Here is a 24,848-nt window from a genome sequence, read left to right as displayed (position 1 = left end):
TCGCAATAAAGCAAATCCAGGTGTAATGAAAAGCTATTAAAAAGCAAAACCTCATGTTCGGAATTTTCGCCACAAAATGAACCGTAGTCGCCAATCTAACCAGGAAAATGTTGTCCTTCCCGAGGAAAAGACGAGGGCGGCGATCACAAATGGCGGGGTAGGGGAGTTGGCATTGCGCCAGGCAACTTATATCCAGGCGGCCAGCTCAGACAACACAAGGCGTACTTATCAATCAGCGGTGCGACACTTCCTGACCTGGGGCGGCGTATTGCCAGCGAGTGAGCAGCAAATACGAAATTACCTGCTTGCGCATGCTGAACAGTTGAATCCGCGTACACTGGCATTACGATTGACCGCACTTTCGCAATGGCATCGCCATCAGGGCTTCGCCGATCCGACCGCGCATAGCGGCTTACGTAAATTACTGACAGGCATACAGCGCGTCAGCGGCAAGCCTAAAAAGAAAGCCAAGGCCTTAGAACTGGAGCAATTAGAGGTGCTGGTCACTTATCTGGACAGCCGGGATGAACTCAGCGCAAAGCGTGACAGCGCATTGCTGCAGCTCGGCTTTTTCGGCGGTTTCCGGCGTTCAGAACTGGTGAGTTTGCGCGTCGAACACATACAGTGGGAAAAAGCCGGCATTCGCATCTTGCTGCCACGCTCTAAGACTGATCAAAGCGGGGAAGGGATCAGCAAAGCCATCCCTTACGGTGAGCATATCTGTTGCGCCGCACTCGCCTTGAAAGTCTGGCTGGCCGCCGCCGGCATTTCGCAAGGACTGATTTTTCGCGGAATTAACCAATGGCAGCAAGTCGCAGAACTGGGCCTGCATCCGGCCAGTATGAATACCATCATAAAAAAGCATGCTGCCAATTGCGGTCTGGGCGAGACAACGGGCTTCAGCAGTCATAGTCTGCGACGTGGTATGGCGACCAGTGCTTATCGCGCCGGAGCCAGCTTCCGCGACATTAAACGTCAGGGCGGCTGGCGTTTTGATGGCACGGTACACGGCTATATCGAAGAGGCGGATTTGTTTGAAGAAAATGCGATGAAGACTTTACTCAGCAAATCAGGCGTAGGGAAGACTGGCAATAACAAATAAGTGCTACGCCCATTGTCCGTTCAGATTTCTTTCTGATTCACCCCGGCATACGATCAGAGTAAAAAATCCCTTTGAGCCGCTTTCTGAAAATCGCCATCAGTAATGCCAGGCTGAAAAAGACCATATTAAAACCGAGTATCTTACTGCCACCATAATCCACAAATGGCACGGAATTCGATGGCATGGTGGCAGCATTCAATCCACGGTCATAGCTGGCACCGATGACATGACCCTGATTGTTGATGGCATTTGTCAGATACAGACTTTTCCCGCTAGGATGCAAAATCATTTTATTGTCACGCCAGACAAAGGCGAGGCGCATATCCGGAACATCAACGATACCAACCACATGACCCTGATTATTGATGCCTGTCGCAAAGCTGTCACCAAATCCGATTTTTGCCCCCAGATCGATCATGCGCGTGCCGTCGTGGATGAAAGCATGCCAGCGTCTGTCTTTGGTTAGGGAGGAACCGACGACAACCCCATGGTCATTGAGTGCTGTCGCTGAGCTGAGTTGTCCACCCAAGGTACCCAGATCCTGCATACCTTTCGTTTCGTCATATAAAAACGCATGACGGTAACCTTCACTATCCATTGCGGTGCCGACAACCTGATCACGCGCGTTGATACTGCTGGCGTAACTGACTTTACCACCCAGGGTGCCCAAATCTTGCACCGCTGTTCCTTCTCTCTGGATGAATGCATGCCAGTCGCCATCTGGGGTATCAGAAAACCCCACTGCGGTGCCGCGATTATTCAATGCAGCACCATAGCTGTGGCGGCCGCCAAGGCTGGCTATTTCACGCCTGCCGTTTGCATTGCTATAAATAAATGCCCGCCAAATTCCATCGCGCTTAACCGAGCCGACGATTTCACCTTTTTCATTGATACGTTTGGCTTCACTTTCAGACTCGCCATTACCTTCCAGGCGCGTGAGTTTGCCTTTATCGAGAACGACTGCATGTGAAATGCCGTTTTTTTCCTTGATCACCGCAGCTACCTGGCCGGATGCATTCATGTCATAGGCGATAGATTCGCCGTAGAGCTTGCGTTCTATGCCAAGTGAATGAGTAGTTGCCAGGGTCTCAGCGCAGAACGCGCTCAACATCAAAGCCAGCAGGGCAGGGCGGTAAGATTTGCAGCGCATAACACATCCTCAATCAGCGAGTTGAATTAAGTTAGTGACGGTAAATTGCTTGGCACCAAATGATTTAACAGAATTGCAAATATACGGCGTTTTTACTTGATAGCAAGCTATTATTGCGCTGCAGTTGCTTGTATCTGACACATGACATTCATCTCAGACTGAGAGATGCCGTTTGACCTCCTCGTTGTCCATCATGTGCTGTGCCCCTGAGGCGACGACTTCACCTCGCGACAACACCACAAAGTGATCTGCCAGCTCACGCGCAAAGTCAAAATACTGCTCACACAGGATAATGCCCATCTCTCCGCGTTCGCGCAGTAAGCGAATCACGCGTGCAATATCTTTAATGATGGAGGGTTGGATACCCTCTGTCGGCTCGTCCAAAATAATCAATTTGGGTTCGGCGAGCAGAGCGCGCGCGATCGCCAGCTGTTGTTGTTGCCCGCCCGATAAATCCCCCCCGCGCCGGTGTAGTATATCCTTTAAGACCGGGAATAACTCGTACACTTCTGCTTTGATGGTTTTCGCACGTGCAGCGGGCAAAGTCGCCATACCCATCAGCAGATTTTCTTCCACAGTTAAGCGGGCAAAGATATCCCGTCCTTGTGGCACATAAGCGATGCCAGCCCTGGCACGCTGGTGAGGTGCCAGATGCAATACCGACTTTCCCTGAAACAGAATTTCGCCACCGGACGCTGGAAGTACGCCCATTATGCTTTTCAATAGCGTCGTTTTTCCTACCCCGTTACGCCCCAGCAAAGTCAGGCATTCACCGCGCTGTACCGACAGCGAAATGCCGCGCAGGGTATGACTGGAGCCATAGTGTTGATGCAGTTGCTTTACTTGGAGCATAATTTTTCCATGAAAATGACGGGTGTGAAGCGCATATCTTTGCGATCCCAGGTCTGGTTCTTCGCTGCTTATTCAACGTCCCAGATACACTTCGATGACTTTCTCATCGGACTGCACCTGTTGCATGGTGCCCTGAGCCAGTACAGCACCTTCATGCAAGACTGTGACTACGCCTTGCTGAGCAATCTCAGCCACGAAGCCCATGTCATGCTCGACTACCATGATGGAATGTTTACCCCTGAGGTCATTGAGCAATTCGGCGGTTCTGGCCGTTTCCGCATCTGACATGCCCGCCACCGGTTCATCAAGCAATATCAGTTGCGGCTCCTGGATCAGCAGCATACCGATCTCCAGCCATTGTTTTTGCCCATGAGACAGCAGGCCTGCCTGCCGGTAGGCTTGCCCAGACAAGCGAATCAGCTGCAAAATGGCAGCGATTTTGTCGCGTTGCTCGCTGTTAAGCCGAGCGAACAGGGTAGTGCCGACGCGCTTATCCATCTTCATCGCCAGTTCCAGATTTTCAAACACGGAATGTTGTTCGAACACGGTAGGGCGTTGAAATTTTCTGCCTATCCCGGCATGAGCGATTTCCACCTCTGTCATGCGCGTCAAATCCAGGCTTTGCCCGAAATAGGCCGTACCAGAGCTGGGCCGGGTTTTGCCTGTGATGACATCCATCATCGTGGTTTTTCCTGCGCCATTCGGACCGATAATGCAACGCAACTCCCCGACAGAAATATCCAGATTTAAATGCTTGATCGCTTTAAAACCGTCAAATGAGACGACTACATCTTCCAGATACAGGATGGCGCCGTGACGGGTGTCGACCCCCTCGGGTCTGACCCTGCCATAGGAGACGCCCTGATCGCCAACTGCAGACACATATTGCTGCCCCGGACGCAAGATGCCACTCATTACATAGCTCATACGATCTCCTTAGGTTTTTTCAATTGCGAGATCAGACCGAGTATGCCTTGCTGCATAAACAGCGTTACGAGGATAAAGAGCAAACCCAGCGCATAAAGCCAGAGATCAGGAAAAGCGGCGGTGAACCAGCTTTTCAGACCATTGACGGTGAAGGCTCCGATCACCGGACCCAGCAGGGTGCCACGCCCACCAACCGCGGCCCAGATCACCATTTCTATCGAATTCGCGGGCGACATTTCTGAAGGATTAATCATGCCTACCTGCGGCACATACAAGGCACCGGCGATACCGCACAGTACGGCAGACAAGGTCCAGACGAAGAGCTTGAACCACAATGGGTCGTAGCCGATGAACATCAGACGTGATTCCGAATCCCTGACGGCCTGTAACACCCGACCCAGTTTAGAGCTGACGATCCAGCGGCATAGCATTAAGCTGGCCAGCAACACGCTCAGCGTCACCAGATATAGCACTGCCTTGGTGAGCGGTTCAGTCAGACTGAAACCCAGTATGCGTTTAAAGTCAGTGAAGCCATTATTGCCACCAAAGCCAGTGTTGTTACGGAAAAACAGCAACATAAACGCAAAGGTCATGGCCTGGGTAATGATGGAAAAATACACGCCCTTAATTCTGGAGCGGAATGCAAAATAACCAAACACAAATGCCAGTATCCCAGGCACCATCACTACAAGCAGCATGCAATACCAAAAGTGTTCAGTCAGAGACCAGTACCAGGGATAGGTTTTCCAGTCGAGGAAAACCATAAAATCGGGCAAATCGCTCTGATATACGCCCTCGCGACCTATTGCCCGCATCAGATACATACCATGGGCATAAGCGCCCAATGCGAAAAACACACCGTGACCGAGTGATAAAATGCCGGTGTATCCCCAGACCAGATCCAGTGCCATGGCGGCCAACGCATAACACATGAATTTGGCGATGATCGCAATCGCGTAGCTGGACACATGCAAGGTATGGCCAGCCGGAAAAGCCAGGTGCAGTAATGGTAAGCTTGCTGCAAGTACCGCAATGACCAGGATGCCAGCCCATGCGGGACGGGAAAATAATTGAGACCTCATTCCACGCTCCTGCCTTTGAGTGCGAACAGACCCTGCGGCCTGCGCTGAATAAAGATAATGATGAAGATCAGGATCACGATTTTTGCCATGACTGCACCCGCCACCGGCTCCAGGAATTTATTCAGCTCACCCAGGCCAAAAGATGCAATCACTGTACCGGCCAGCTGACCAACGCCGCCCAGGACCACGACCATAAAAGAATCGACGATATAGTTTTGGCCCAGATCAGGCCCGACATTACCCAGCTGCGACAGTGCGACGCCGCCCAATCCTGCAATACCTGAGCCCAGACCAAAGGTCAGCATATCAATACGGCCAGTCGGTACACCGGTACAATCGGCCATGCGGCGGTTCTGTGTCACTGCACGCAGAAACAATCCGAGCCGGGTTTTATTCAGAATCAGCCAGACTGCCAGCACCACAGCCAGCGAGAAAACGATAATGACCAGCCGGTTATACGACAGTACCAGCGAGCCCAATACCGTAACACCTCCGCTCATCCAACCCGGATTGGACACTTCTACATTTTGTGCACCGAACAGGGAGCGCACACCCTGCATGAGTATCAGACTGATGCCCCAGGTGCAGAGCAGGGTTTCCAGAGGTCGTCCGTATAACCAGCGGATCACGCAGCGCTCCAGAATGATGCCAACTCCGCCAGACACCAGGAAGGCGGCGGGCAAGGCCAGTAACAGATACGCATCCAGCGCCGCCGGGAAATAGGTGCGAAACAACAACTGGCACAGATAGGTGGTGTAGGCGCCTATCATCAGCAATTCACCGTGAGCCATATTAATGATGCCCATCAGGCCAAAGGTGATCGCCAGCCCGAGCGCGGCCAGCAATAGCACGCTGCCCAGTGAGATGCCATAAAACAGGTTTCCGGCGAATTCCATTCTGGCCAGCCGGGCTTCTATTGCATGCAGCGTCGTGACCGCGGCGATACGTATGCCTTCGTCCGGTTCGCCATAGCTGCCATCCGCTTGTTGAGCCAACATGGCTTGCAGCACCGGGATCAGCTTGGGATTCGAACTATTGACCAAGGTTTTGACAGCGGCTTTTCGTAAGGCGGGATCATCTGCGTGCAGATTGGCGGTCGCAATCAGCATTTGCAACAGATTGCCTATCTCAGCATCGGTCTCTTTAAGATAGGCCTTATTCAGCAGAGGGAGCTGTTCCGGTGTCGCTTCTTTTTGTAAATCGAGTGCTGCCTGTAAGCGTACGTTGCGGTCGGCGGAAAATAACTTCATGCCGGATAAAGCGCTGTCCAAGACTGCGCGTAGCCGGTTATTCAATGCGATGGGCTCGGCACCATCGGGCAGCACAGCGAGGCCGCCATCTGCCAGCGCAGTGATGCGTTCTCCATCGACGATATACAGCGCATCGTCTTTCGCATACAGCGCTTCGTTTTTCATTGCATTGAGGATGGCAACAGCCTGTGCATCAGCCTGGGCTGCCAATTGACTGACGGCCTGTATACGTGCGTCAGTATCGTCACCGCTCAACGCATTACGCATGGCAGGCGAGAGCGTTACGGTTGCGTTCGCCCATGCTGCTGTACACAGCAGCACCCAGGTCAGAAGCAGCAAGGTAGTACGAAGAGGCTTTATAGGCATAGGTGATCGTAGTTGTTTTGGTTCGCTGCGGCATCAGAAGCACAGCGAACCCGACATGCATCAGCAGCGCCCCGGATATGGTTGTTGGCTTAGTGTGTGATATCCGGAGCGGGCAGGGTGTTGGCTAATAGCCGGTGCTGCGCTTCAATTCACAGCGCCGGCAACGGCTTACATTTTTTGTTTACCTTCATTCCCGGCTATGTAAGGGCTCCAGGGCTGAGCGCGGATCGCAGCCTTGGTTTTGTAGACCACACTGAACTGTCCATCTGCCTTGATCTCACCGATCATGACTGGCTTATGCAGATGATGATTAGTTTTATCCATCGTCAGCTCAAAACCCGATGGTGCCTTGAAGGTCTGGCCACCCATGGCAGCGATGACTTTATCGGTATCGGTGGACTTGGCCTGCTCCACTGCCTGCTTCCACATATGAATGCCGACGTAGGTTGCTTCCATCGGATCATTGGTGACGACTGTGGCGGCATTCGGGAGTTTTTTGGCGACGGCATAGGCTTTCCACTTTTGGATAAATTCGGTGTTGACCGGATTTTTAACTGACTGGAAGTAGTTCCATGCAGCCAGATGACCGACCAGCGGTTTGGTATCAACGCCGCGTAATTCTTCTTCACCGACAGAGAATGCCACCACAGGTACGTCAGTTGCTTTCAACCCGGCGTTTCCCAGCTCTTTATAGAAAGGCACATTCGAGTCACCATTAATTGTTGAGATCACTGCGGTTTTGCCACCGGCTGAGAATTTTTTGATATTGGCAACGATAGTCTGGTAATCCGAGTGCCCAAATGGTGTGTAGACCTCATCAATGTCGCTGTCTTTCACGCCTTTGCTATGTAAGAAGGCGCGCAGGATTTTGTTCGTCGTTCTTGGATAGACATAGTCGGTACCAAGCAGCACAAAGCGTTTCGCTGCGCCGCCTTCCTTGGACATCAGATATTCGGTCGCCGGTATCGCTTGCTGATTTGGCGCCGCACCGGTATAGAAAACGTTTTTCTCCAGTTCTTCACCCTCATACTGAACAGGATAGAACAGCAAGCTATTCAATTCTTTAAACACGGGAAGCACCGATTTACGTGATACCGAAGTCCAGCAGCCAAATACCACTGCCACTTTGTCCTGTGCGATCAGTTGACGTGCTTTCTCTGCAAACAAGGGCCAGTTTGACGCCGGATCAACAATCACAGGCTCCAGTTTTTTACCCATGACGCCGCCTTTGGCATTAATTTCGTCTATCGTCATCAGGGCCACATCTTTGAGCGAGGTTTCTGAGATGGCCATGGTGCCGGACAGGGAATGCAAAATACCGACTTTGATGGTGTCGGCGGCCAGAGCCTGCGACATCCAGCCGCTGGCGGCCAGTGTCATTGCTGCGACTGCGGTTGCTTTCAGAACGATGCGACGTGTCATGGTGACTCCTCTGCGTGGTTGATAAATAAGAGACTGCGGGTTTTTAACTCTTATTTAGCAGATAGTGTGCCAGCCATTGTGCGACGCAATAACACGCTCACCGGCAGAGCCGGAATCACTCGCAAACAATCTATACTCAGCCTGGGCAGGTCGCTGCAGGCTGTCGTCCGCTACTCTGTGACAGCTATTAAGGAAATCACTCAGATGTACTTACATCTGAGTCCGTCGGTATAAGTACTTTGCTGCCTTATCTTCAGTAGATTGTGCCAAAACAGGGATGAAACTTTCCCGATGAAAACTCTTGCGAAAAATCTCTACATTTCAGTGCGATTCCGCGCCAAACATGTGCGCCTGTGTTTTGTACTTAGGGTGAGTGCATCTTGCCGGCCTGTTTAAGACTGCCTGGTGCAGATATCGGGCTTGAAAGGAGACGGGGACGCCTTGGAGGGCAAGCGGTGTAGTGTGCACATAGCCGCTTGTTCAGGGTGGATAGCATCAATACGATTCAGCAACCAGTCAGGTACGCGAGAGTTGCCAGAATGTGTAGGCAGCGATAGTTGCTGGTATCAGGAAATTCAGCAGCAGTATAGGTAGCTCACTCTTGACACTGTAACCCGCATGCAGCACACCGACCGCCATATTCACCGCAACGACAACCAGCCAGAATGGGATGAATACCTTAGCAGCCAGCGCCATGCTCGCTGCAGAATTTCCCCATAGCCAGGCAAACAAAACGAAAATACCCAATTGTATGATTCCGCCAATGATCACGAAAATGATATGCATTTGTTTTACCTTATCAATAGTAAAGATACGCCCAGCTATTTAAACTGGGTTCAGCAGGTATTCTGCTACCGCTGAAGCTGTGCAGCCAATATCGTATTCACGTTTCCATGAATACGAAACAAAAATACCACGCGCAGATATGGTCCACATCAGCGAACACAGAACAAGCCCTAAGCAAACAAGCTCAGACTGGCCGCAATATCTTTCCCCGCATAGGGGGGGAATACATCAAGCACCAAATCTGGATTGCCGATCAGCAATGCTTTTGTATTGGATAAAGCGTCAAAGCCAGCTTTGCCATAATATTTACCTATACCGGAGTAACCGACTCCGCCAAATGGCAGACTATCAATCCAGCAATGTAAATTAGTCTGATTGACGCATCCTCCACCAAATGACACGCCAGACAAAAATAAATCAATTGCAGCCTGATCCTTGCTGAAGATGTAGGCTGCCAACGATTTGGGTTTGCGCTTAATGATATGTACCACCTCAGCCAAATCGTCGTAGGGCAGTACAGGTAATACCGGACCGAATATTTCTTGCTGCATGGCAGGGTCATCCCAGGTACTTGGATAGAGGATAGTCGGTTCAATAAAGCGGCCGTCAATATCAAAGTTACCGCCATGCACCACTTTGTCAGGCAAGATATAGGAACTGACCCGCTGTGTGTCGCGTTCTGTAATCATGCGCGCAAAATCGGGGCTCTGCTGTGGTTTTTCGCCGTACATTGTGACCAGCGAACGCTTCAGGCGACCGATAAATTCATCCGCAATTGAGCGATGGACATACACGTAGCCAGGTGCAACACACCATTGTCCCGAAATCGCATTATGCCCCCACGCGATACGGTCTGCCGCGACGTCGAGATTCGCGGTCTGGTCGACGACGGTCGGATTTTGCCCACCCAGCTCCAGCACCATTGGCGTCAGACGTTCGGCCGCTGCGCGCATAACGACTTTAGCAACGGTGGAGCTGCCGGTAAAGAAGATGAAATCGAAGGCTAGTTCCAGCAACGCTGAAATCTCTTCACGTCCACCAGTGACAACGTTGACCGCTTCGGGTGAAAAATATTTTGGAATTAACGCCTGAAACAGTGACGCAACTTTAGGGGTGGTGTTGGCAGGTTTCAAAATGACAGTATTGCCCGCTGCCAGCGCGGCGATGGCGGGATCGAGCAAGAGCAAAATAGGGGCATTGAACGGCCCTATAACTAAGGTAACGCCATATGGCTCCTTGTAAATCACGCCGGCGTTTCCGCTGGCTTCCAATCCCTTGGGAATCGCTACATGCTGTGGTTTCATTAATTCCACCAGATTTTTTCGGTAATAATCAATTACCCCCAGCGGCACAGTGATCTCAAACAATTGCTCAAATGGCGGTTTGTGAAAATCTTCATATAGCGCACTACAAAATGCCTGTTGATTTTCACGTAGCATACGCTCCATCCTGTCTAGCTGATCCAGCCTCCAGGCAAGGCTCTTGGTGGCATCGCTAAGGAAAAATTCTTTCTGACAGTTCAGTATTGATGCGTAGCGATTCATGTGCTTATCCTCTTCTTTGCGATTACGTAGTGCAGTTCCTGGCAGTAGGCATCGATTCCACCGTGAGTGGAAACAATGCCTACTGTTACATCCATGATTTCAAGCTGGAACGAGTGACTAGCGGGTGGTATATCCGCCATTTGCAAAGATAGTTTGTCCAGTGATCCACCAACCTTCAGTGACGAGGAAGCGGATCAGGGGAGCGATATCTTCAATGTCCGTCAACCCGGTTTTTGAATATTTACTCAAGGCAGCACCGGCTTTGTTGTAGGCCGTAGAATCGGCATTCTCCTGACCGTAAAAGAAGGGCGTGTCCATCGGACCGGGACCAACGGCATTCACAGAAATGCCTCGATCACCAAACTCTTTCGAGGCTGCACGTGTGTAGTGTTCAACAGGTGCTTTGCTGCCAGGATAGATACTGTAAAACGGTGTATAAGCGGCCAGCAATGAGCTAACGATGGTGACAATACTGCCGCGATCTTCCAGTACCCTTCCTGCTTGCTGGAGAAAGAAAAACGCTGCTTTTGAGTTTGCATCAAAACTCTTGTTGTAATCCGCTTCTGTCACTTCCAATATCGGTTTTTTAATCACAACGCCTGCCGTGTTGATGCCAATGTGGACTGCACCGAAGTGTGACTTGGCGAGATCAAAAAGTTTGTTGTTATTGTCAGCGACCGACAAATCACCCTGAAAAATAATTGTGTCTGCACCTTTCTCTCTCAATGCTGCTGCCGTTTTTTCAGTTTCCGCTTTTGATGATCCGCTATTGTAGTGCAGCACAAATCCACTCGCCCCAACGCTTTGCAGTTCATGTGCGATCAGTGCGCCCAGATTTTTACCGCCACCAGCGATGACCGCAACTTTACCGTTTAAGTCCTTTGACACTTGAGTCTCCTTGAAAAATGTGAGTACAAGGCCCGAGTATATGGACGAAAGTATGATGGAAGAAGTAGCGATATGACGACAACTCAATTCAGATAAATTTAACAATAATGCAGGGAAATATAAGTACAATCGGATGTAACAAATTCGGCCATACGTCAATACCAAGCTATATTTCATGAGGAAATTTTTTGTGCTTATTGATGAGTCAACAGAGCAAAAAAGCAGCTGTGAAAAAAATGTTTTTGTGTAAATATAGAGCTGGCTGTGGTGCCTTGAATGACCAATCGTAATTTACCTTAACTGAGCCGTGTAACATGGATCGCATACAGCATCTTCACATCTTTGTACGCGTTGCTCACAGCGGCAACTTTTCCCAAGCGGCAAGCCAGTTAGGCATTTCGCGCGCAGCAGCATCTTCGGCGATACAACATCTTGAAGAATGGCTGGGAACGCGACTACTTCATCGAACAACCAGGCAAGTGAGCTTAACCCGGGATGGAGAGGAATTGCTTAGTCGGGCAGTGTCCCTGATCACAAAAATGGATGAGTTAAGGCAAGAATTTCATCCGGATCTACAAGGTGTCGCAGGAAAAGTACGTGTTGATATGCCGAGCAGAATTGCGAGGTGCTTTGTTGTTCCTGCATTGCCTGATTTTTTCACGGCGTATCCCGGCATAGAATTAGAATTAAGCGCTGGTGATCGCATCACAGATCTGGCTCAGGAAGGCGTAGATTGTGCGCTACGGGTAGGGCAACTGAATACGACTAATGTTGTTGTCAGTTTCGTTGGCATGCTGGAATTAATCAATTGCGCCAGCCCAACTTACCTTGCTCGTTATGGCAAACCCGAACGCGCGGATGAGCTGGATCAGCATTTGTGTGTCAATTACATTTCCTCGCCTAACGGACGGATTGCACCTTGGGAATGGGTGGAGCAAGGTGAAGTCAAGACACGGCAGCTCGATTCCATAACAACGGTGAACAATGCAGACATTTATATTGCCAGTGCGCTGGCCGGCATGGGCATGATACAGGCGCCTCGCTTTGACGTTCAGCACCACCTCGACAGCGGAGATTTAGTTGAGCTGATGCCACAATGTAAGCCGTTGCCGATGCCTGTGCATCTGGTTTACCCGAGCAGGCATCAGGCAACCAAGCGCGTTAAGTCATTTACCACCTGGCTCGAGCAATTGCTAAGCCCGTATTTGTCGTCCGCCGCCTAGCGATAGCGAACACGGTGTGCCTGGTGTTGCCAATGCGCGTAAGCTTGAGAGTCGTATCAGGCAAACCAGTCCTGCTGTTGGGTGGATCAGGACTGGAAGTAGCTAAAACTGAGCACTGTCTTTGCTACTTTACCTCATGACCACATACTTTATTGCAAAGCTTCGGCCGGACCAAAGAATTCATAGTGACGCTGTTCTTCAGGCAAACCAATCGCAGCTAAGGCCTGATTGATAAAACGCATGAATGGCTTAGGTCCTAAGAAATAAGCATGAGCGTGAGCCGGTATCCATTGTTTCAATTGTTCCAGCGTCGGTCGACCGCTCACTGTGTCATCGGGCGTTCCATCTTCCAGCACAATGTGTTTGCGGAACTGCGGATGCTCACGCTCCCATTGATGCAGAGTTGAACCGAAAGCCTGCACTTCCGCATTGCGTGCATAATGGATGAACACGACCTCGCGCTCTCCTGCTAACAAGGCCGCCTCACTCATTGCCAGCGTAGGGGTAATACCGACGCCGCCAGAAATTAACACTAAGGGCGCTGCACTGTCTTTTAATACAAACTCGCCAGCAGGTGGAAATACCTCCAACACCTGACCAAGCGTGACCTTGTCATGCAGATAGTTTGAAACTACGCCACCGGCTTCACGTTTGACACTGATGCGCAAAGAGCGGCCGTCCGCATGCTGCGACAACGAATAATTACGGCGCATTTCCTGTCCGTCTATCATTAACTTCAGGCCCAGGTATTGGCCAGGCTGATAACGAATCACAGCGGCGCCATCCATGGGCTCCAGGTAAAACGAGGTGATTTCGCTACTTTCTGTTTGCTTAGCGACGACTTTGAATTGACGGATACCACGCCAGCCGCCGGGGGCTGAAGCGAGTTTGTCATATTCTTCCGTTTCTGCCGCAATCAGGATATTCGCCAACTGCCAATACGCTGCACCCCAGGCGTCAATCACCGCATCGGTAGCAACTTCCGCACCCAACACTTCGCGGATCGCACGCAGCAGACAAGTGCCAACGATAGGGTAGTGCTCAGGCAAAATCTGCAGCGCCACATGCTTTTGAATTATTTGAGCTGGCAAATTTCCCAACGCGCCCAGATTGTCGATACAACGTGCGTAGCGCAAAATCGCGTTCGCCAGCGCTCTGGCCTGAGTTCCCTGTTGCTGATGGGCCTGATTGAATAAGGAGCGGACTTCCGGATAGTCGTTCAACATGATTTTGTAGAAGTGCGTGGTCAACGCCTCTCCACCGGTTTCTAAAATGGGTACTGTGGCTTGAATAATAGAAATTTGTTCAGGAGACATCATCGTTGACTCTTTTCTTAATAAAGGTGGATAAATTAAAGGATTAAAGGAATGCGCTGTTACTGCAGGCTCAGGCCACGCGGGGATCGCTGTGATAAAACTCAACACAGACACTGACTTTGCCTAAGGGCTCTACAAAGTGCGCTTGCTGAGGAGCCAGGTAGCCGGGATGACTGGCATCAAGCACTTGTTCGGAATGGGGTTCCAAAAAAGTCAGTTTCAACTGCCCCTGTTTCACCCGGACCACGCCCCACACGCCGCTGGCAGTGTTATGACGTCGTTTCAATGCAGCCGGCAAAGTGTTCTCATCGAAATCAGCAGTTTGACGGTAGGGCGCAATCGCTGGTTTCTCAATTTCATCGGTTGATGCATGCCAGGGGTAGGGCGCCAAATCAGAGTTGAGACCGGGGTTGATAGCGGAGTGCCCTATATGATCGCCAAGCTGCGCTGCAAAGCTGTGATTCACATCACGATGATGCGCCTCATCTGCCCTGACGACTAAAACCACGTCGCGTAAAGTCGCATTGCCAGGCAATCCCCAATACTGCAGCGCGATTGCCGGTGCTGCTACATTGGGGCTGCGGCCAGCATCGATTTCATTCAGGTAGTGGGTATAACTGACGACCGCTTCTTCTTCGAAATAGCCAACCAGGCGGTGCGCAGTACGTGCACTGAACAAATATAAAACAAAGAAGCCGATATAAAACAGCCATTGCACCAGCAATATCAGCCAGCGCTCCAGCAGCGTAGGCTTAGCAATGGCGACAAAGGTCATCAAATGCATGCGTTCGTTTTCTGCTTCTTCCATTAAGGTACGGATCCAGCCGCGGTCCGCTTCCAACTTCCGCAAACAACGTAAGTGGGTCAGCGTTGCGCCTACCATGCTGGGTACCGCGGCAACCGTTTCTAATACGATTGCTCTGTGGCCATAGCGCTTCGCAAAAAACGTATCTGCACACCAGCGCAGCAGTTTGGTGATACCTAAGGCAAAGCGGTCGGATATATCACCAGGTTGGTGATGTACGCTCAGGTCAACCGCTGGAATAGTGGAGGTGTTATCTCGTTTCATGATCATGTCCTCTTCAATGACTCAATGCATTCCTGTTGTCAGACTTGCCGATACCGGTAAATTGGCAGCAGAGCGTGGAATGTCCTGATAAATACCGAACAGCGAAAACTGCAGACTCTTGGCGATGTTTTCCGCCTTGCCCAGCATTGCCTCAGCCAACTCAGGCACCAGTAACTCCTTACAGGTTTGTGACCAAAGTCCTAGCCAGTTAATAAACATTTCCGGCTGAATTGATGCCAAATGGCGCATATGTGCCTGCATAGGTTTGCCGTGGTAACGCCCACTACCCAACATGATGGAAGACCAGAACTCAGCCATCAGCGCCAGATGCTGCGGCCACTTATCTGCGGGAATAACCGCTTCAAACACAGCCGATAATTCCTTATCCTCACGCACGCGATCGTAAAACCGATGTACAAGCTGGGTAATCTGTTCTTCGCTTACAGACTTAGCGACTTCATTACTGTCAAATGCCATCATTCACTCCATTAAAAGTGGATATCAAATACATTCATTTAAAATGAATTTTAATGCCAAAATCAATTAGATGCAAATTAAATGAATCTTTAATGCTGTGATTTTCCATGCCCAGTTAATCAGCAAATGCGAAAAAAACTGTTTGCAGGGGTTGCTGACGATTGTTACATCAGCGCATATGTAGAAAGGGTAGTGAGAATTGGAGGGATTTATTCCTGCGCTGTTTCTATCGGAAGGTTTTGAATTTGACCGTACTCGCGACTTTTAGCGTTTAGGCACCCAAAATGATGTGTTAAGAATATAGCTCTTGAATATATAAGCCCATGGCAAAACTACAATTGGAAGAATTACCCACAAAAAAGCATCGGTCATTCCCTCCACAGCTGATCCAACGAGTGTGTTCGACTTCCAAAGAGGGTAAGCGACAATCGAAAGCCATAGCACCTTGTAAAATACCTCAAAAAGTAGCAGTGGGATCATTTTCACGGGATGTAAGAATCCTAGCAGAGCCAGCGAGGAGAAGGCTGCCCAAACGCTCCAAGCCATTCCATCCGCAGCTTCCCATGCCCCTTGGTGAGCGAGAATGTGGGACCACGAATCTTTTCCCAGGAAACAGAGCATTAAAATATATACCAAGCGCATCAAATAAATATTGATTCTGCGAATTCCATCATATCGGTCGTAATCTCGTTGAAACATACTCTTTACGTTCAAAAACATCACATTTCTCCTTTAATTCGATGAAATCTGCACGGGTAATTTATCGTATCACGCAACGATAGTTGCAACAAATTCCATTTATTACCAAACCCACAATCAGTCCTTGATTGCCGCACTTAAAGTGACCAAATTACAATAAATTAAAATTACATACTTCATATATTTCAAGTAATGTTTCCTTTTAACCTTGTCAATTCTTGTTAAAATATTGCAAGGCAGTTAAATAAGTAAAATTACATTTGCTATCAAGTGGATACATAAACCGTCCAACTATTTATCTCCGTCGATGCTTTAGTCATTGAATAGAGCCGTCTTTCTTTTTTGGGGGAGCTATGTTTTCAAAATATAAGTTGGAGCAATTTTCCCCATCTCAATCTTCGAAGGGTGGAGTAATTCGGCTAACCCTGTTTTTTATTTTTATCGTTTGCATCACTATTTTGATGCTAGATGGTTGGCGTAGTTGGTCTTCGCGGGAAATTCAACTTCGTGAGGCTGAGGTTTCGACAGCAAATATGGCTCGTGCTATCTCACAGCATGCAGACGATACGATTAAATCCGCAGATATAGCAATAACAGGGATTGTTGAGCGGGTCGAACATGATGGTCTTGGTTCAGCTTCACTACGACGATTGCATGATGTTTTAGTTCGAGAAACAAAAGAGTTGCCTCAGCTTAAAGGTCTGTTTGTGTTTGACAGCAAAGGGAACTGGCTGGTTAATTCGCTTTCGAACGCACCAACAAATATTAACAATGCGGATCGAGACTATTTTATTTTCCATCAACATCATATTAGCAACGAGCCTTACATCGGCATACCGGTACGCAGTCGCTCAAGCGGCGTATGGATAATTACTGTGTCACGACGAATTAATAACGCCGATGGCAGTTTCGGCGGCGTCGCTCTGGCGACTCTAGACGTCAATTACTTCAATCAATTCTATGACAAGTTTAATATTGGAAAAAAAGGGGCGATCGTACTTGTTTTAAACCAAGGAATTCTATTGACCAGAAGACCTCTTTTAGCAGATTCCATTGGGAAGAGTATGCAAGGTACAACTGTTCTGAAAGCGAGTACTGAAAAGCAAAATGGAACTTTCGTCGTCAAGTCTGCCCAAGATGGGGTAGTAAGAATTAATGGGTTTCAACGACTCGACAAGTATCCACTTTTTGTATCTGCAGCATTGGCAAAAGAAGAAGTACTGGAAGAGTGGCTTAAGGATGTGTACTCACATGCAGCTACGGTAGCAATTTTAATTCTTGCACTCGCTTCTTTTGGGTTTTATTTGATAAAACAAATGAAATTACGCCTTAACGCGGAAGCTGAAATACTCAAAGGGCAGGCCGCAATGGCAGCTTTAAATCGGACTTTGGAGCGTCTTTCTTTGCAAGATGGACTGACAGAGTTAGCCAATAGGCGAAACTTTGATATGACCCTTAAGGAGGAATTTGCCAGAGCGATTCGCAATTCAAGTTCTCTTGCACTTGTTATGATCGACGTTGACCATTTTAAACAATACAACGACTTATACGGGCATGCAGAAGGCGACGAATGTTTGAAAAAAATTAGTGCTGCGATCCAATCATGTCCGCGCCGCGCCGGTGATTTAGTCGCACGCTTTGGCGGGGAAGAATTGGCCGTTATTCTACCTGTAACAGACTTAAACGGTGGGGTAGAAGTAGCTGAAAAATTACGGCTCTCAGTTCAACAACTCGGAATTTTACACGCAGGAAATGAATCTGGCGTGGTGACGATTAGTGCAGGAGTTGAAGCAATGATTCCCGTTAAGGACTTGAATAACCCCATTGAGCTCATTGAAGCAGCAGATAAAGCGTTGTATAAAGCCAAGCACAGTGGTCGCGATAAAGTCTGCACCATCACTACAATTGTTTAGTTTAATTTTTACGCAAATCGCAATTATAGTGGTCCTGCATATCCGGACCCTGATTTAGGCGAAAATACTCGCTATGGAGAGGAGTTTGACGACCAAGAAAAACGTACATTCCGCCTACCGAAGCGGCAGCTTACTTAGTCTGGCAACTGGTGCTGCCAAACATGTTATAAGCGACAAAGATCGTCCTTTGTCATTGTCTTGCAGCTTTTATCCGGCACCATCCAATTGTGCGATTTCGACATTACGACTCTTTAAGTCGAAGTGGCATTCCAGGTCAAAAGTTTATCAGAGCACACAAAACCACGATAGGGGCACATCATGACAGTTGCTTATGCTGTAAATACACAAGCTGATTTTTATTCTGTTGATCCAGTACTGGCGAGCGTCAATCCGGCGAACCTGACTCAACTGAAATCGGCAAAGTTCAAAGATCATCCTAACGCGATCCCACAGAATGTTGTACTTTCGCATGATGGTAAATTTGTCATCCTACTGGCGAGTGAACAAACTGGCTCCCGCGTGATTGCCTTCAGTGTCAATGCTGATGGAACGTTGGCGGAGTGTCCCAGCTCCGTCACAACCGCGCATATGGCAATGAGCATTGCGGTTCATCCTAAGCGTGCCTTAGTATACGTAACGGAATGTGGCACAGGTTCTGATCAGAAAACAATTTACGTTTACTCATGTGATACGACTGGACTAACGCTAAGTCAAACCGTTCAAACCACTGGGGTGCCGGAAAACATTGCCATTGCACCAAACGGCAGGACGGCCTATGTCACTGAATTTGTGTCGACCCCACAAGGCTTGAGTGCGGCTCTCGTAGCCTACGGTAATGCAAAGGGCACATTTGGCAGCCAAATTGGCTCATATCCATTATCGACCGGAAACAGTGGTGAAATTGCGATCGATAGCAACGGCGAATGCCTGTTTGTCCTCACGCCAAATAGTGCAGCAACGGGAATGACGCTCCTGTCCTTTACCATTTCGACAGATGGCACGCTTACAGAAGTAGGCAATTCAGGGCTGACGAGTACGCCACCTTTATCGAGTTTAATTGCGGTGCATCCTACGGCGAGTTATCTTTACTTGCTTACACCACCTAGTAGTGGGAATGAGGTCGTTGAAATTACACCATTTCCATACAATTCAGATACCGGCATAATCAGCGATGCGGGTGATGGCTATACCTACGGTAACCAGAAGACTAATCCCGCTGCAATGGCGTTCAGTGTGGCTGGTGACATGCTGTTTGTGGCTAATAGTGTTGGTAGCGAACCTAATTCAACCGGCAATATCAAGATGATACTGGTTGAAGAAACATCGGGTTCGCTGAGTCTCGGCAGCAAAATATCGGCGCTTGTACCAATGAACGTGTGTGCATCATAATAGCCAACAGTTCTGATCAAACGACCAGGTAGCGCCTGGTCGTTCTTCAATTATAGATTGATGCATTTTTTTTGTTCAGATACTTACGAAGTACATTTTACATAATATAAATTGAACAATTCTCAGCCTTAAGGATTGGCGCGGCATTCGCGGGGGTAGGTGTCAAAAACATACTGACAACCGCGAAAATGAGGGCAGCGCTCACGCCAGCAGATTTAACATTTGCTGTCCTCATCATAAAAACTTCCCAAAGCGATTTCTGTCCGCTTTTCTCTGCGCGATCAATGCAAGCCGCGCCAATTACTTCCATCGGATTGATGCTTAATTGCAAAGCAATTGCTAAGCAAGTTTCGTCATCCATTACCCGCACACCTGATTTGTACTGACTAACAGCAGCCTTGCTGATATTCAATAATCTTGATAATTCGGCATCACTTAGATGCTTTTCTTCTTTCAATTTTTCCAAGTATTTGACGCTTTTCATTTTTTTGCTCCTTGACATCGTTAACAACCGTGAATTATCGTTCACGTATGTTAACGGTAACGGGTGTGAACTAACGAGACTGTATCACGCCTGTTTATTGCTGCAAGTTTACTTTTGCAGCGTGTTGTAACTACCGGACGCGGTTTTCTTGCTTTTTGATTCGGTCTTGCTGCTTTTCGCGCTGTTCTCGGTTTCGTTGTCTGGCTTCGGCGCGCTCATTTTCTTGCCTTTGGTATTTGCGGATTCGGACTTCTTTCTTGATCTTCGCGAGCACGAAAAGCCAGATAACAGCAATAACTACCGCGCCGATTGCATACGGTTTGTAGCTCGAAATGATTTGAGTGACCACTTCAAGTGGGTTTGGTGGTGTTGACATAGGGACAGGTGAAAAACATGAAGCAATCAACAGACAAATTTACACGTGACGCTTTTGAGGCTCCGCGTGTAGGGCGTCCACCAAAGCCAGACGCTAAGTCTCAAGCACAGCGCGCCCGTGAATATCGCGCTCGCAAAAAGGCTAAACGTGGTGAGTCTGAATCTTTGGCTTAGTCGCTTCTGGATTAATCAAAGATAAATATTGTATCGAATTTCCGTGACGCGTCACAAAAATACTTAAATGACAATGACTAAAGACCTGAAACCATCGTTACCACACCAAGCCCTGAGCGGCAGCGCGTGCGCCTTGGCGCACAGCGACGCGCAGGGCGCGGGGGTTTCACCACAGTCAAACAGTCCGGTAACTGCCCCCATTAATAACATGGGGGAAAACGTAGCCGAAACGGTCGAGCAGCAGGTTTTAAAAGGTCGCCGCATTTTGACCACTTTGGCGAAAAAGCCAGCTCATAAGCGCTTAGCCATTATCGACTGGCTCAATATCACGGTGCATGAGGATACCTGGTTAAAGACAGCAGGCAGAGGCTTGATCTGTACCGATGATTTCATCGTCGAAGCAAGTCGCCAGCTTGAGAAAATTTTCGGTTATGGCATCACAGCTAAGCGTGACTACGGCATGAATTTCTATCGTGAAGCGTGGGTGCTTGGTGAAGAAATGGGACATGTTTGTTTCGGTGGCCAGCGTGAAACGATGCTTATCACTCTGACAGGTACAGGCTGCATGAATGCGGCTAAAGGCTGGGAGATTCGACTTTATGACTTTCTTTCTAAAACTGCTGTTCGCCCTAATATTTCCCGTATTGATCTTGCGCACGATGATTTACAAGGCGCTTATATATCGGTCGATTGGGCTGCAGACCGTTGGGCAGGGCGTGGCTTCAATTCAGCTAAAGGCGGTCGGCTCGTTAATATCGAACGGCTCGGTAATTGGGATGCTCCGACCGGAGCAGGTAGAACGCTTACGCTCGGAATTCGTGACGCTGGCAAGTTCTGCCGATTCTATGAAAAAGGCAAGCAACTTGGCGACCCAAACAGCCCATGGTGTCGTGCCGAAGTCGAATTTAAATCCTCAGATCGCATAATCCCGCTCGACATTCTTCTGGAACCGTCCGCCTATTTTGCGGGCGCTTATCCCTGTTTTTCTGAGTTCTTCGACCAAGAACACGCACAGCGGCTAGAGCTGAAAACAAAGACAGCGGAAATTTCAATAGACGCCGCCGTCCGTGTCGTTAAGCACCAGTTCGGCAAATACAACTCATTTTTCCGTCAGTTTTTCGGTGATGCCGATTGGCTGGAAAAAGCCTGCTCTGATGATCGCTCAGCAGTACCTAAAAGGCTTAAGCCCGTCATGGCAGGCATGGGCAAATCAATGGAATACATACACGAAATCGTCATAAGCAAAGTCTTTGACGTGGACACCGATTTTTTACCCGCGCTTGACAACCGCCAGTCATGCAGCAAGCGGGAATATTTGGCGCATTCAAGGGGCTAAGACATGAAAGCAATGATTACAGGCATGAAGGGCAGCAAGGGCAATCTCGAAAACGGTCAAGCATATGACAGTACAAAAGTCTATGTGCAGACACGGCTGGACGACTCCAAGGGCAATGCAAAAGGTTTTGCTATCGCTGAATACAACTTTGGCGACTCGTCGAATTTTGACAAGTTTAAGCATTTACCTTTTCCGTTTAATGCTGAAGTCGAATACGAAAACATTACGTCTGGTCGCGCCACTAAGACAGTGATTATAGGTATTCAGCCGTTGCAGGTAGCTAAGCCTGACGCCAAGGTGTAACCGTGTCGGCGGGGCGTGTGGCGTATGTCGTGCAGGATTTAGAAAGTTACCTGTTTCTGATGGCTCAGGATGGTGATGTTGGCTATACGCCCGAGCTGCATAGAGCGGGGCGCTTCGACCACTACGAAGAGGCGTTCGATACAGCCAAGCTGGTGTTAGGTGACGGTTTCAAAATTTCGACTGTGTGGGTGGTTGCATGAGCCAATGCGTGAAGGCCACGCAAAATCAGGACGGGTCTTTACGTCTTGAGCCAGACACACAGCCAGATTTACAGCAGTGTCAGTTCGTGCTGCAAACAGGTGCTGAAGCGGGAAATTCGCTTACCGCTTTAACGCCTGCTCAAGGTGCTGAGATTTCCGCTTATGTTGGGGCGATCTGGGCATTAGCTTGGGGATTTAAGCAAATAGCGAAAACTCTCAATTCTGGAGATTCACAAAATGAAGACTAACTTTAAAAAAATCGCTGGTGGTCTGGTTGCTGCCGTTGCTGCTGGTTCCGCTTCTGCTGCTACTGATACAGCGGCGGTGACTTCTGCCATTACCGATGCTGGTTCAGCTATCGCGGTCGTCGGTGCGGCTGTGCTGGTCGTGCATGTCGGCATGAAGGTGTACAAGTGGATTGCTCGCGCTCTGTAATGCGGTAAATCATTTTGTACAGGGGGCGATTTTCGCCCCTTTTTTTATCTCTCAGAGAGGATTTATGAATCATGGGCTTAATCGTCTTGTTGGCTGTGCTTGGGGCTTACTGGTTGCTCTTCTCCTGATCGTGTGTACGCCGTCAGCTCACGCCGTTGGCGGAAATGGCGGTGTATGGAAGCCCGAAGGGGCGGTTTGTGATGCGACAGTAATTTCGAGTAAGGTTCCGACTGGTTGGTCAATTGACTGGTATTACGTCACACCAACTAGCCGTCAGTGCTGTTTGATTCGCGAGAACGGGTCTAGTTTTTCGTGTGCTCCGGTCGGTCAGCAAATGAGTTCTACGCAGTGCGTACCTGGCTATGAACCGACACAGTACGGCTGTCGTCGTTCTTGTCCTGCGCCGTCTTTTAATTTTCCGGCTGATTCAGATAGTTGTGTAACTAAGCCCGAGTGTAAAGCTCCTGCTGAGTATCACGCGCCTACCAATGGTTGCCGCACTCCTGAATGTCCAACGGGTACGGGGCGCAATGCGGTTACTGGTGCTTGTGAGGCTCCGCCTTCTGGCGGTACAAGTAGCTCCTCTGGTTCTGGTACGTCTACGACCAGTAACGGGTCGGGCGGTACATCGTCAAGTAATAGCACTTCGTCAGGTTCATCCAGTGGTGGTAGTGGCAGCGGTAGTTCTGGATCGTCTAGTAGCGGCAACGGTTCGACTGGTTCAGGTGGTTCAAGTAGTACGACTACGACTTCTGGCGGTGGTTCGACTGGTGACACAGGGTCGTCGAGTGGTGGCAGCGGTTCTAGTGGTACGACCTCCACTGGTTCCGGTTCGTGGTCAACTACTGGCTGGACTAATTCCTCCACAAATTCAACTACCTCTGGTTGGTCGAATTCGTCAAACGGTGACAGCTCGTCTAACGGTAGTTCTGGCGGTGGGTCTACGTCTTCAAGCAATGGCTCAAGTGGTTCGAATTCCTCTAGTAATTCCTCGTCTGGTTCTGGTGCGTCTGGCTCGTCTAGTGGGTCTGGTAGTTCTGGCACATCAAGCGGCAGCTCGGGGAGTTCTGGCTCTGGCGGAAGTTCGACGACCACTACCACGACGACGACAAGTTCAGGCGGTTCAGGTAGTTCTACTTCCGGTCTGGCTAGTTCTAACGGTTCTCCCTCTAGTGCTTCATCAGGTGATACGTCCGCCAGCTCAGGTGGCTCCGGTAGTGGGTCAGGTAATAGCTCAAGCGGTCAGCCATCGGGCAAGCCTTCTGGTTCTCCTTCCGGCGATCCAGATTCGACCGATTTCTGCAAGAAACATCCTGACCTAAATATATGCAAAAACTCGTCTGTCACTGGTCGCTGTGACTCTACGTCATGTGATGGAGACGCGATTACGTGTGCCATTTTGCGGACTCAACAAATGCGGGATTGTCAGGACCATGATGAAAATGACCCGCAGGTGAAATACGGTAAGCAGTTGTTAGGCGGCGATGACCCTATGCGCGATCGCTTGCCTAGTGTTGATAACGCGCGCGAGATTGACTTGTCGAATTTAAAGCTTGATGCGACAGGGTGGGGCGGTGGTGGCAGTTGTCTCCAAGATCGTCAATTTTCTGTGATGGGTAAAGCGATCGTCATACCGCTGTCTAAGTTGTGCGAATACCTGATTATTTTGCGCTACGCAATCATGCTCATCGCATCGATTGTGTCGTTTCGTATGGTCTCTGGTTCCATCCTAAAAGAGGTTTGACATGAATTTTTTAGTGGCTGCATTGTTGGGCGGGTTGGCACAGGTCGCCGCATCCTTGGTTGGTCGTGTATTGCTTGCGCTCGGTATGTCCTACGTCACTTATAAGGGCGTAACAGTTGCGACTGATTGGCTGGTCGAGTTGATGAAAAGCAGTTATGCCGGCATCGGTGGGGATATTGGCGGGCTGGTGCAATTCCTCGGCGTTGACAAGGCTTTGTCTTTGATTGTGTCGGCTTTTGCTGCGTCGCTGGCGGTCAAAACGTCAACGGGCGCCATTACTAAACTGGTCGTTAAAAAGTAGCTTATTCAAAACGTCGCATGTTACGAAAAACTAGGTGCAAT

The 24,848-nt window shown here is 49.3% G+C and carries 26 protein-coding genes and 1 pseudogene; 12 read left to right on the top strand and 15 right to left on the bottom strand.

Annotation, left to right across the window (positions count from 1 at the left end; all coding sequences use genetic code 11):
* Positions 1-76 precede the first annotated feature (76 nt).
* Positions 77-1,102, top strand: coding sequence for a site-specific integrase (locus H8K47_RS10685; RefSeq protein WP_186881396.1), 1,026 nt, complete (start codon positions 77-79; stop codon positions 1,100-1,102).
* A gap of 37 nt (positions 1,103-1,139) precedes the next feature.
* Here H8K47_RS10685 and H8K47_RS10680 read toward each other — a convergent pair whose 3' ends face one another.
* From H8K47_RS10680 to H8K47_RS10640, 9 genes are all read right to left on the bottom strand, one after another.
* Entirely contained in the window at positions 1,140-2,252 is a 1,113-nt protein-coding gene (locus tag H8K47_RS10680; RefSeq protein ID WP_186881395.1) for an HAF repeat-containing protein, read from the bottom strand.
* A 153-nt stretch (positions 2,253-2,405) separates the two neighbouring features.
* Positions 2,406-3,104 carry an urea ABC transporter ATP-binding subunit UrtE gene (urtE, locus tag H8K47_RS10675; RefSeq protein ID WP_186881394.1) on the bottom strand — a complete coding sequence of 233 codons (699 nt, stop codon included), beginning with the start codon at positions 3,102-3,104 and terminating at the stop codon, positions 2,406-2,408.
* 72 nt (positions 3,105-3,176) lie between these two features.
* The gene (gene urtD / locus H8K47_RS10670) at positions 3,177-4,031 is read right to left on the bottom strand and encodes an urea ABC transporter ATP-binding protein UrtD (RefSeq protein WP_408057892.1); all 855 of its coding nucleotides are present in this window, start codon (positions 4,029-4,031) and stop codon (positions 3,177-3,179) included.
* Entirely contained in the window at positions 4,028-5,113 is a 1,086-nt protein-coding gene (gene urtC / locus H8K47_RS10665; protein ID WP_186881393.1) for an urea ABC transporter permease subunit UrtC, read from the bottom strand. The genes urtD and urtC overlap by 4 nt, the downstream gene beginning before the upstream one ends.
* Positions 5,110-6,729 (bottom strand): urea ABC transporter permease subunit UrtB, encoded by a 1,620-nt coding sequence (gene urtB / locus H8K47_RS10660; protein WP_186881392.1) that lies wholly within the window; start codon positions 6,727-6,729, stop codon positions 5,110-5,112. Before urtB ends, urtC begins: the two co-directional genes overlap by 4 nt.
* 168 nt (positions 6,730-6,897) lie before the next feature.
* Positions 6,898-8,151 (bottom strand): urea ABC transporter substrate-binding protein, encoded by a 1,254-nt coding sequence (gene urtA / locus H8K47_RS10655; protein ID WP_186881391.1) that lies wholly within the window; start codon positions 8,149-8,151, stop codon positions 6,898-6,900.
* Positions 8,152-8,667: 516 nt separating this feature from the next.
* Positions 8,668-8,937, bottom strand: a complete 270-nt coding sequence (locus tag H8K47_RS10650; RefSeq protein ID WP_186881390.1) for a hypothetical protein — start codon at positions 8,935-8,937, stop codon at positions 8,668-8,670.
* A 170-nt stretch (positions 8,938-9,107) separates the two neighbouring features.
* Positions 9,108-10,481, bottom strand: coding sequence for an aldehyde dehydrogenase family protein (locus tag H8K47_RS10645; RefSeq protein WP_186881389.1), 1,374 nt, complete (start codon positions 10,479-10,481; stop codon positions 9,108-9,110).
* A 117-nt stretch (positions 10,482-10,598) separates the two neighbouring features.
* On the bottom strand, positions 10,599-11,369 hold the full coding sequence (locus tag H8K47_RS10640) for an SDR family oxidoreductase (RefSeq protein ID WP_329604166.1): 771 nt from the start codon (positions 11,367-11,369) through the stop codon (positions 10,599-10,601).
* A 314-nt stretch (positions 11,370-11,683) separates the two neighbouring features.
* On the opposite strand from H8K47_RS10640, the pseudogene H8K47_RS18380 reads away from it, so the two are divergent.
* Together H8K47_RS18380 and H8K47_RS10635 are read left to right on the top strand one after the other, a co-directional pair.
* A pseudogene (locus tag H8K47_RS18380) lies at positions 11,684-11,860 on the top strand (helix-turn-helix domain-containing protein); the annotation flags it as partial.
* Between the two features lie 30 nt (positions 11,861-11,890).
* On the top strand, positions 11,891-12,592 hold the full coding sequence (locus tag H8K47_RS10635) for a LysR substrate-binding domain-containing protein (protein WP_329604169.1): 702 nt from the start codon (positions 11,891-11,893) through the stop codon (positions 12,590-12,592).
* A gap of 149 nt (positions 12,593-12,741) precedes the next feature.
* Here the strand turns inward: H8K47_RS10635 and hmpA are convergent, their stop codons facing one another.
* The 4 genes from hmpA to H8K47_RS10615 form a co-directional block, all read right to left on the bottom strand.
* Positions 12,742-13,911: an NO-inducible flavohemoprotein gene (hmpA, locus tag H8K47_RS10630; protein WP_186881386.1), complete on the bottom strand. Its 1,170-nt coding sequence runs from the start codon at positions 13,909-13,911 to the stop codon at positions 12,742-12,744.
* A 67-nt stretch (positions 13,912-13,978) separates the two neighbouring features.
* Positions 13,979-14,977: an alternative oxidase gene (locus H8K47_RS10625; RefSeq protein ID WP_186881385.1), complete on the bottom strand. Its 999-nt coding sequence runs from the start codon at positions 14,975-14,977 to the stop codon at positions 13,979-13,981.
* Positions 14,978-14,998: 21 nt separating this feature from the next.
* Entirely contained in the window at positions 14,999-15,457 is a 459-nt protein-coding gene (locus tag H8K47_RS10620; protein ID WP_222612773.1) for a group III truncated hemoglobin, read from the bottom strand.
* A gap of 261 nt (positions 15,458-15,718) precedes the next feature.
* On the bottom strand, positions 15,719-16,174 hold the full coding sequence (locus tag H8K47_RS10615; protein ID WP_186881384.1) for a hypothetical protein: 456 nt from the start codon (positions 16,172-16,174) through the stop codon (positions 15,719-15,721).
* A gap of 332 nt (positions 16,175-16,506) precedes the next feature.
* Between H8K47_RS10615 and H8K47_RS10610 the strand changes: the two genes are divergently transcribed.
* The gene (locus H8K47_RS10610) at positions 16,507-18,066 is read left to right on the top strand and encodes a sensor domain-containing diguanylate cyclase (RefSeq protein WP_186881383.1); all 1,560 of its coding nucleotides are present in this window, start codon (positions 16,507-16,509) and stop codon (positions 18,064-18,066) included.
* A 318-nt stretch (positions 18,067-18,384) separates the two neighbouring features.
* Positions 18,385-19,455 carry a lactonase family protein gene (locus H8K47_RS10605; protein WP_186881382.1) on the top strand — a complete coding sequence of 357 codons (1,071 nt, stop codon included), beginning with the start codon at positions 18,385-18,387 and terminating at the stop codon, positions 19,453-19,455.
* 97 nt (positions 19,456-19,552) lie between these two features.
* Here H8K47_RS10605 and H8K47_RS10600 read toward each other — a convergent pair whose 3' ends face one another.
* Together H8K47_RS10600 and H8K47_RS10595 are read right to left on the bottom strand one after the other, a co-directional pair.
* On the bottom strand, positions 19,553-19,939 hold the full coding sequence (locus H8K47_RS10600) for a helix-turn-helix domain-containing protein (protein WP_186881381.1): 387 nt from the start codon (positions 19,937-19,939) through the stop codon (positions 19,553-19,555).
* A gap of 130 nt (positions 19,940-20,069) precedes the next feature.
* Positions 20,070-20,315 carry a hypothetical protein gene (locus tag H8K47_RS10595; protein ID WP_186881380.1) on the bottom strand — a complete coding sequence of 82 codons (246 nt, stop codon included), beginning with the start codon at positions 20,313-20,315 and terminating at the stop codon, positions 20,070-20,072.
* Between the two features lie 240 nt (positions 20,316-20,555).
* Here H8K47_RS10595 and H8K47_RS10590 point away from each other — a divergent pair, with 240 nt between their 5' ends.
* The 7 genes from H8K47_RS10590 (at position 20,556) to H8K47_RS10560 (ending at position 24,807) form a co-directional block, all read left to right on the top strand.
* Complete coding sequence (locus H8K47_RS10590; RefSeq protein ID WP_186881379.1) at positions 20,556-21,824, top strand: replication initiation factor domain-containing protein; 1,269 nt, start codon at positions 20,556-20,558, stop codon at positions 21,822-21,824.
* Between the two features lie 3 nt (positions 21,825-21,827).
* Complete coding sequence (locus tag H8K47_RS10585) at positions 21,828-22,127, top strand: hypothetical protein (protein WP_186881378.1); 300 nt, start codon at positions 21,828-21,830, stop codon at positions 22,125-22,127.
* A gap of 2 nt (positions 22,128-22,129) precedes the next feature.
* Positions 22,130-22,327: a hypothetical protein gene (locus H8K47_RS10580; RefSeq protein ID WP_186881377.1), complete on the top strand. Its 198-nt coding sequence runs from the start codon at positions 22,130-22,132 to the stop codon at positions 22,325-22,327.
* A gap of 8 nt (positions 22,328-22,335) precedes the next feature.
* On the top strand, positions 22,336-22,575 hold the full coding sequence (locus tag H8K47_RS10575; RefSeq protein WP_186881376.1) for a hypothetical protein: 240 nt from the start codon (positions 22,336-22,338) through the stop codon (positions 22,573-22,575).
* Complete coding sequence (locus tag H8K47_RS10570; RefSeq protein ID WP_186881375.1) at positions 22,565-22,762, top strand: major capsid protein; 198 nt, start codon at positions 22,565-22,567, stop codon at positions 22,760-22,762. Before H8K47_RS10575 ends, H8K47_RS10570 begins: the two co-directional genes overlap by 11 nt.
* 1,414 nt (positions 22,763-24,176) lie before the next feature.
* A complete protein-coding gene (locus H8K47_RS10565; RefSeq protein ID WP_186881374.1) occupies positions 24,177-24,506 on the top strand; it encodes a virulence factor TspB C-terminal domain-related protein in 330 nt (109 codons plus the stop codon).
* A gap of 1 nt (position 24,507) precedes the next feature.
* Positions 24,508-24,807 (top strand): DUF2523 domain-containing protein, encoded by a 300-nt coding sequence (locus tag H8K47_RS10560; RefSeq protein WP_186881373.1) that lies wholly within the window; start codon positions 24,508-24,510, stop codon positions 24,805-24,807.
* The last annotated feature ends 41 nt before the right edge of the window (positions 24,808-24,848 follow it).

The organism is Cognatundibacterium rugosum, assembly GCF_014284365.1.
In the GTDB taxonomy this organism is placed as follows: Bacteria; Pseudomonadota; Gammaproteobacteria; order Burkholderiales; family Burkholderiaceae_D; genus Undibacterium; species Undibacterium rugosum.
Note: the sequence above shows the minus strand (reverse complement) of the source record. Positions and strands in the feature narration are given on the sequence as shown.

Bases quoted from the DNA above. Each gene is read 5' to 3' on its own strand.
- H8K47_RS10560 (WP_186881373.1), top strand. From the start codon at position 24,508: ATGAATTTTTTAGTGGCTGCATTGTTGGGCGGGTTGGCACAGGTCGCC.
- H8K47_RS10600 (WP_186881381.1), bottom strand. From the start codon at position 19,939: ATGAAAAGCGTCAAATACTTGGAAAAATTGAAAGAAGAAAAGCATCTA.
- H8K47_RS10595 (WP_186881380.1), bottom strand. From the start codon at position 20,315: ATGTCAACACCACCAAACCCACTTGAAGTGGTCACTCAAATCATTTCG.
- urtE (WP_186881394.1), bottom strand. From the start codon at position 3,104: ATGCTCCAAGTAAAGCAACTGCATCAACACTATGGCTCCAGTCATACC.
- H8K47_RS10570 (WP_186881375.1), top strand. From the start codon at position 22,565: ATGAAGACTAACTTTAAAAAAATCGCTGGTGGTCTGGTTGCTGCCGTT.
- urtA (WP_186881391.1), bottom strand. From the start codon at position 8,151: ATGACACGTCGCATCGTTCTGAAAGCAACCGCAGTCGCAGCAATGACA.
- urtD (WP_408057892.1), bottom strand. From the start codon at position 4,031: ATGAGCTATGTAATGAGTGGCATCTTGCGTCCGGGGCAGCAATATGTG.
- H8K47_RS10610 (WP_186881383.1), top strand. From the start codon at position 16,507: ATGTTTTCAAAATATAAGTTGGAGCAATTTTCCCCATCTCAATCTTCG.
- urtC (WP_186881393.1), bottom strand. From the start codon at position 5,113: ATGAGGTCTCAATTATTTTCCCGTCCCGCATGGGCTGGCATCCTGGTC.
- H8K47_RS10590 (WP_186881379.1), top strand. From the start codon at position 20,556: ATGACAATGACTAAAGACCTGAAACCATCGTTACCACACCAAGCCCTG.
- H8K47_RS10565 (WP_186881374.1), top strand. From the start codon at position 24,177: ATGCGGGATTGTCAGGACCATGATGAAAATGACCCGCAGGTGAAATAC.
- H8K47_RS10680 (WP_186881395.1), bottom strand. From the start codon at position 2,252: ATGCGCTGCAAATCTTACCGCCCTGCCCTGCTGGCTTTGATGTTGAGC.
- H8K47_RS10645 (WP_186881389.1), bottom strand. From the start codon at position 10,481: ATGAATCGCTACGCATCAATACTGAACTGTCAGAAAGAATTTTTCCTT.
- H8K47_RS10685 (WP_186881396.1), top strand. From the start codon at position 77: ATGAACCGTAGTCGCCAATCTAACCAGGAAAATGTTGTCCTTCCCGAG.
- H8K47_RS10615 (WP_186881384.1), bottom strand. From the start codon at position 16,174: ATGTTTTTGAACGTAAAGAGTATGTTTCAACGAGATTACGACCGATAT.
- H8K47_RS10650 (WP_186881390.1), bottom strand. From the start codon at position 8,937: ATGCATATCATTTTCGTGATCATTGGCGGAATCATACAATTGGGTATT.
- H8K47_RS10605 (WP_186881382.1), top strand. From the start codon at position 18,385: ATGACAGTTGCTTATGCTGTAAATACACAAGCTGATTTTTATTCTGTT.
- hmpA (WP_186881386.1), bottom strand. From the start codon at position 13,911: ATGATGTCTCCTGAACAAATTTCTATTATTCAAGCCACAGTACCCATT.
- H8K47_RS10625 (WP_186881385.1), bottom strand. From the start codon at position 14,977: ATGAAACGAGATAACACCTCCACTATTCCAGCGGTTGACCTGAGCGTA.
- H8K47_RS10620 (WP_222612773.1), bottom strand. From the start codon at position 15,457: ATGATGGCATTTGACAGTAATGAAGTCGCTAAGTCTGTAAGCGAAGAA.
- urtB (WP_186881392.1), bottom strand. From the start codon at position 6,729: ATGCCTATAAAGCCTCTTCGTACTACCTTGCTGCTTCTGACCTGGGTG.
- H8K47_RS10585 (WP_186881378.1), top strand. From the start codon at position 21,828: ATGAAAGCAATGATTACAGGCATGAAGGGCAGCAAGGGCAATCTCGAA.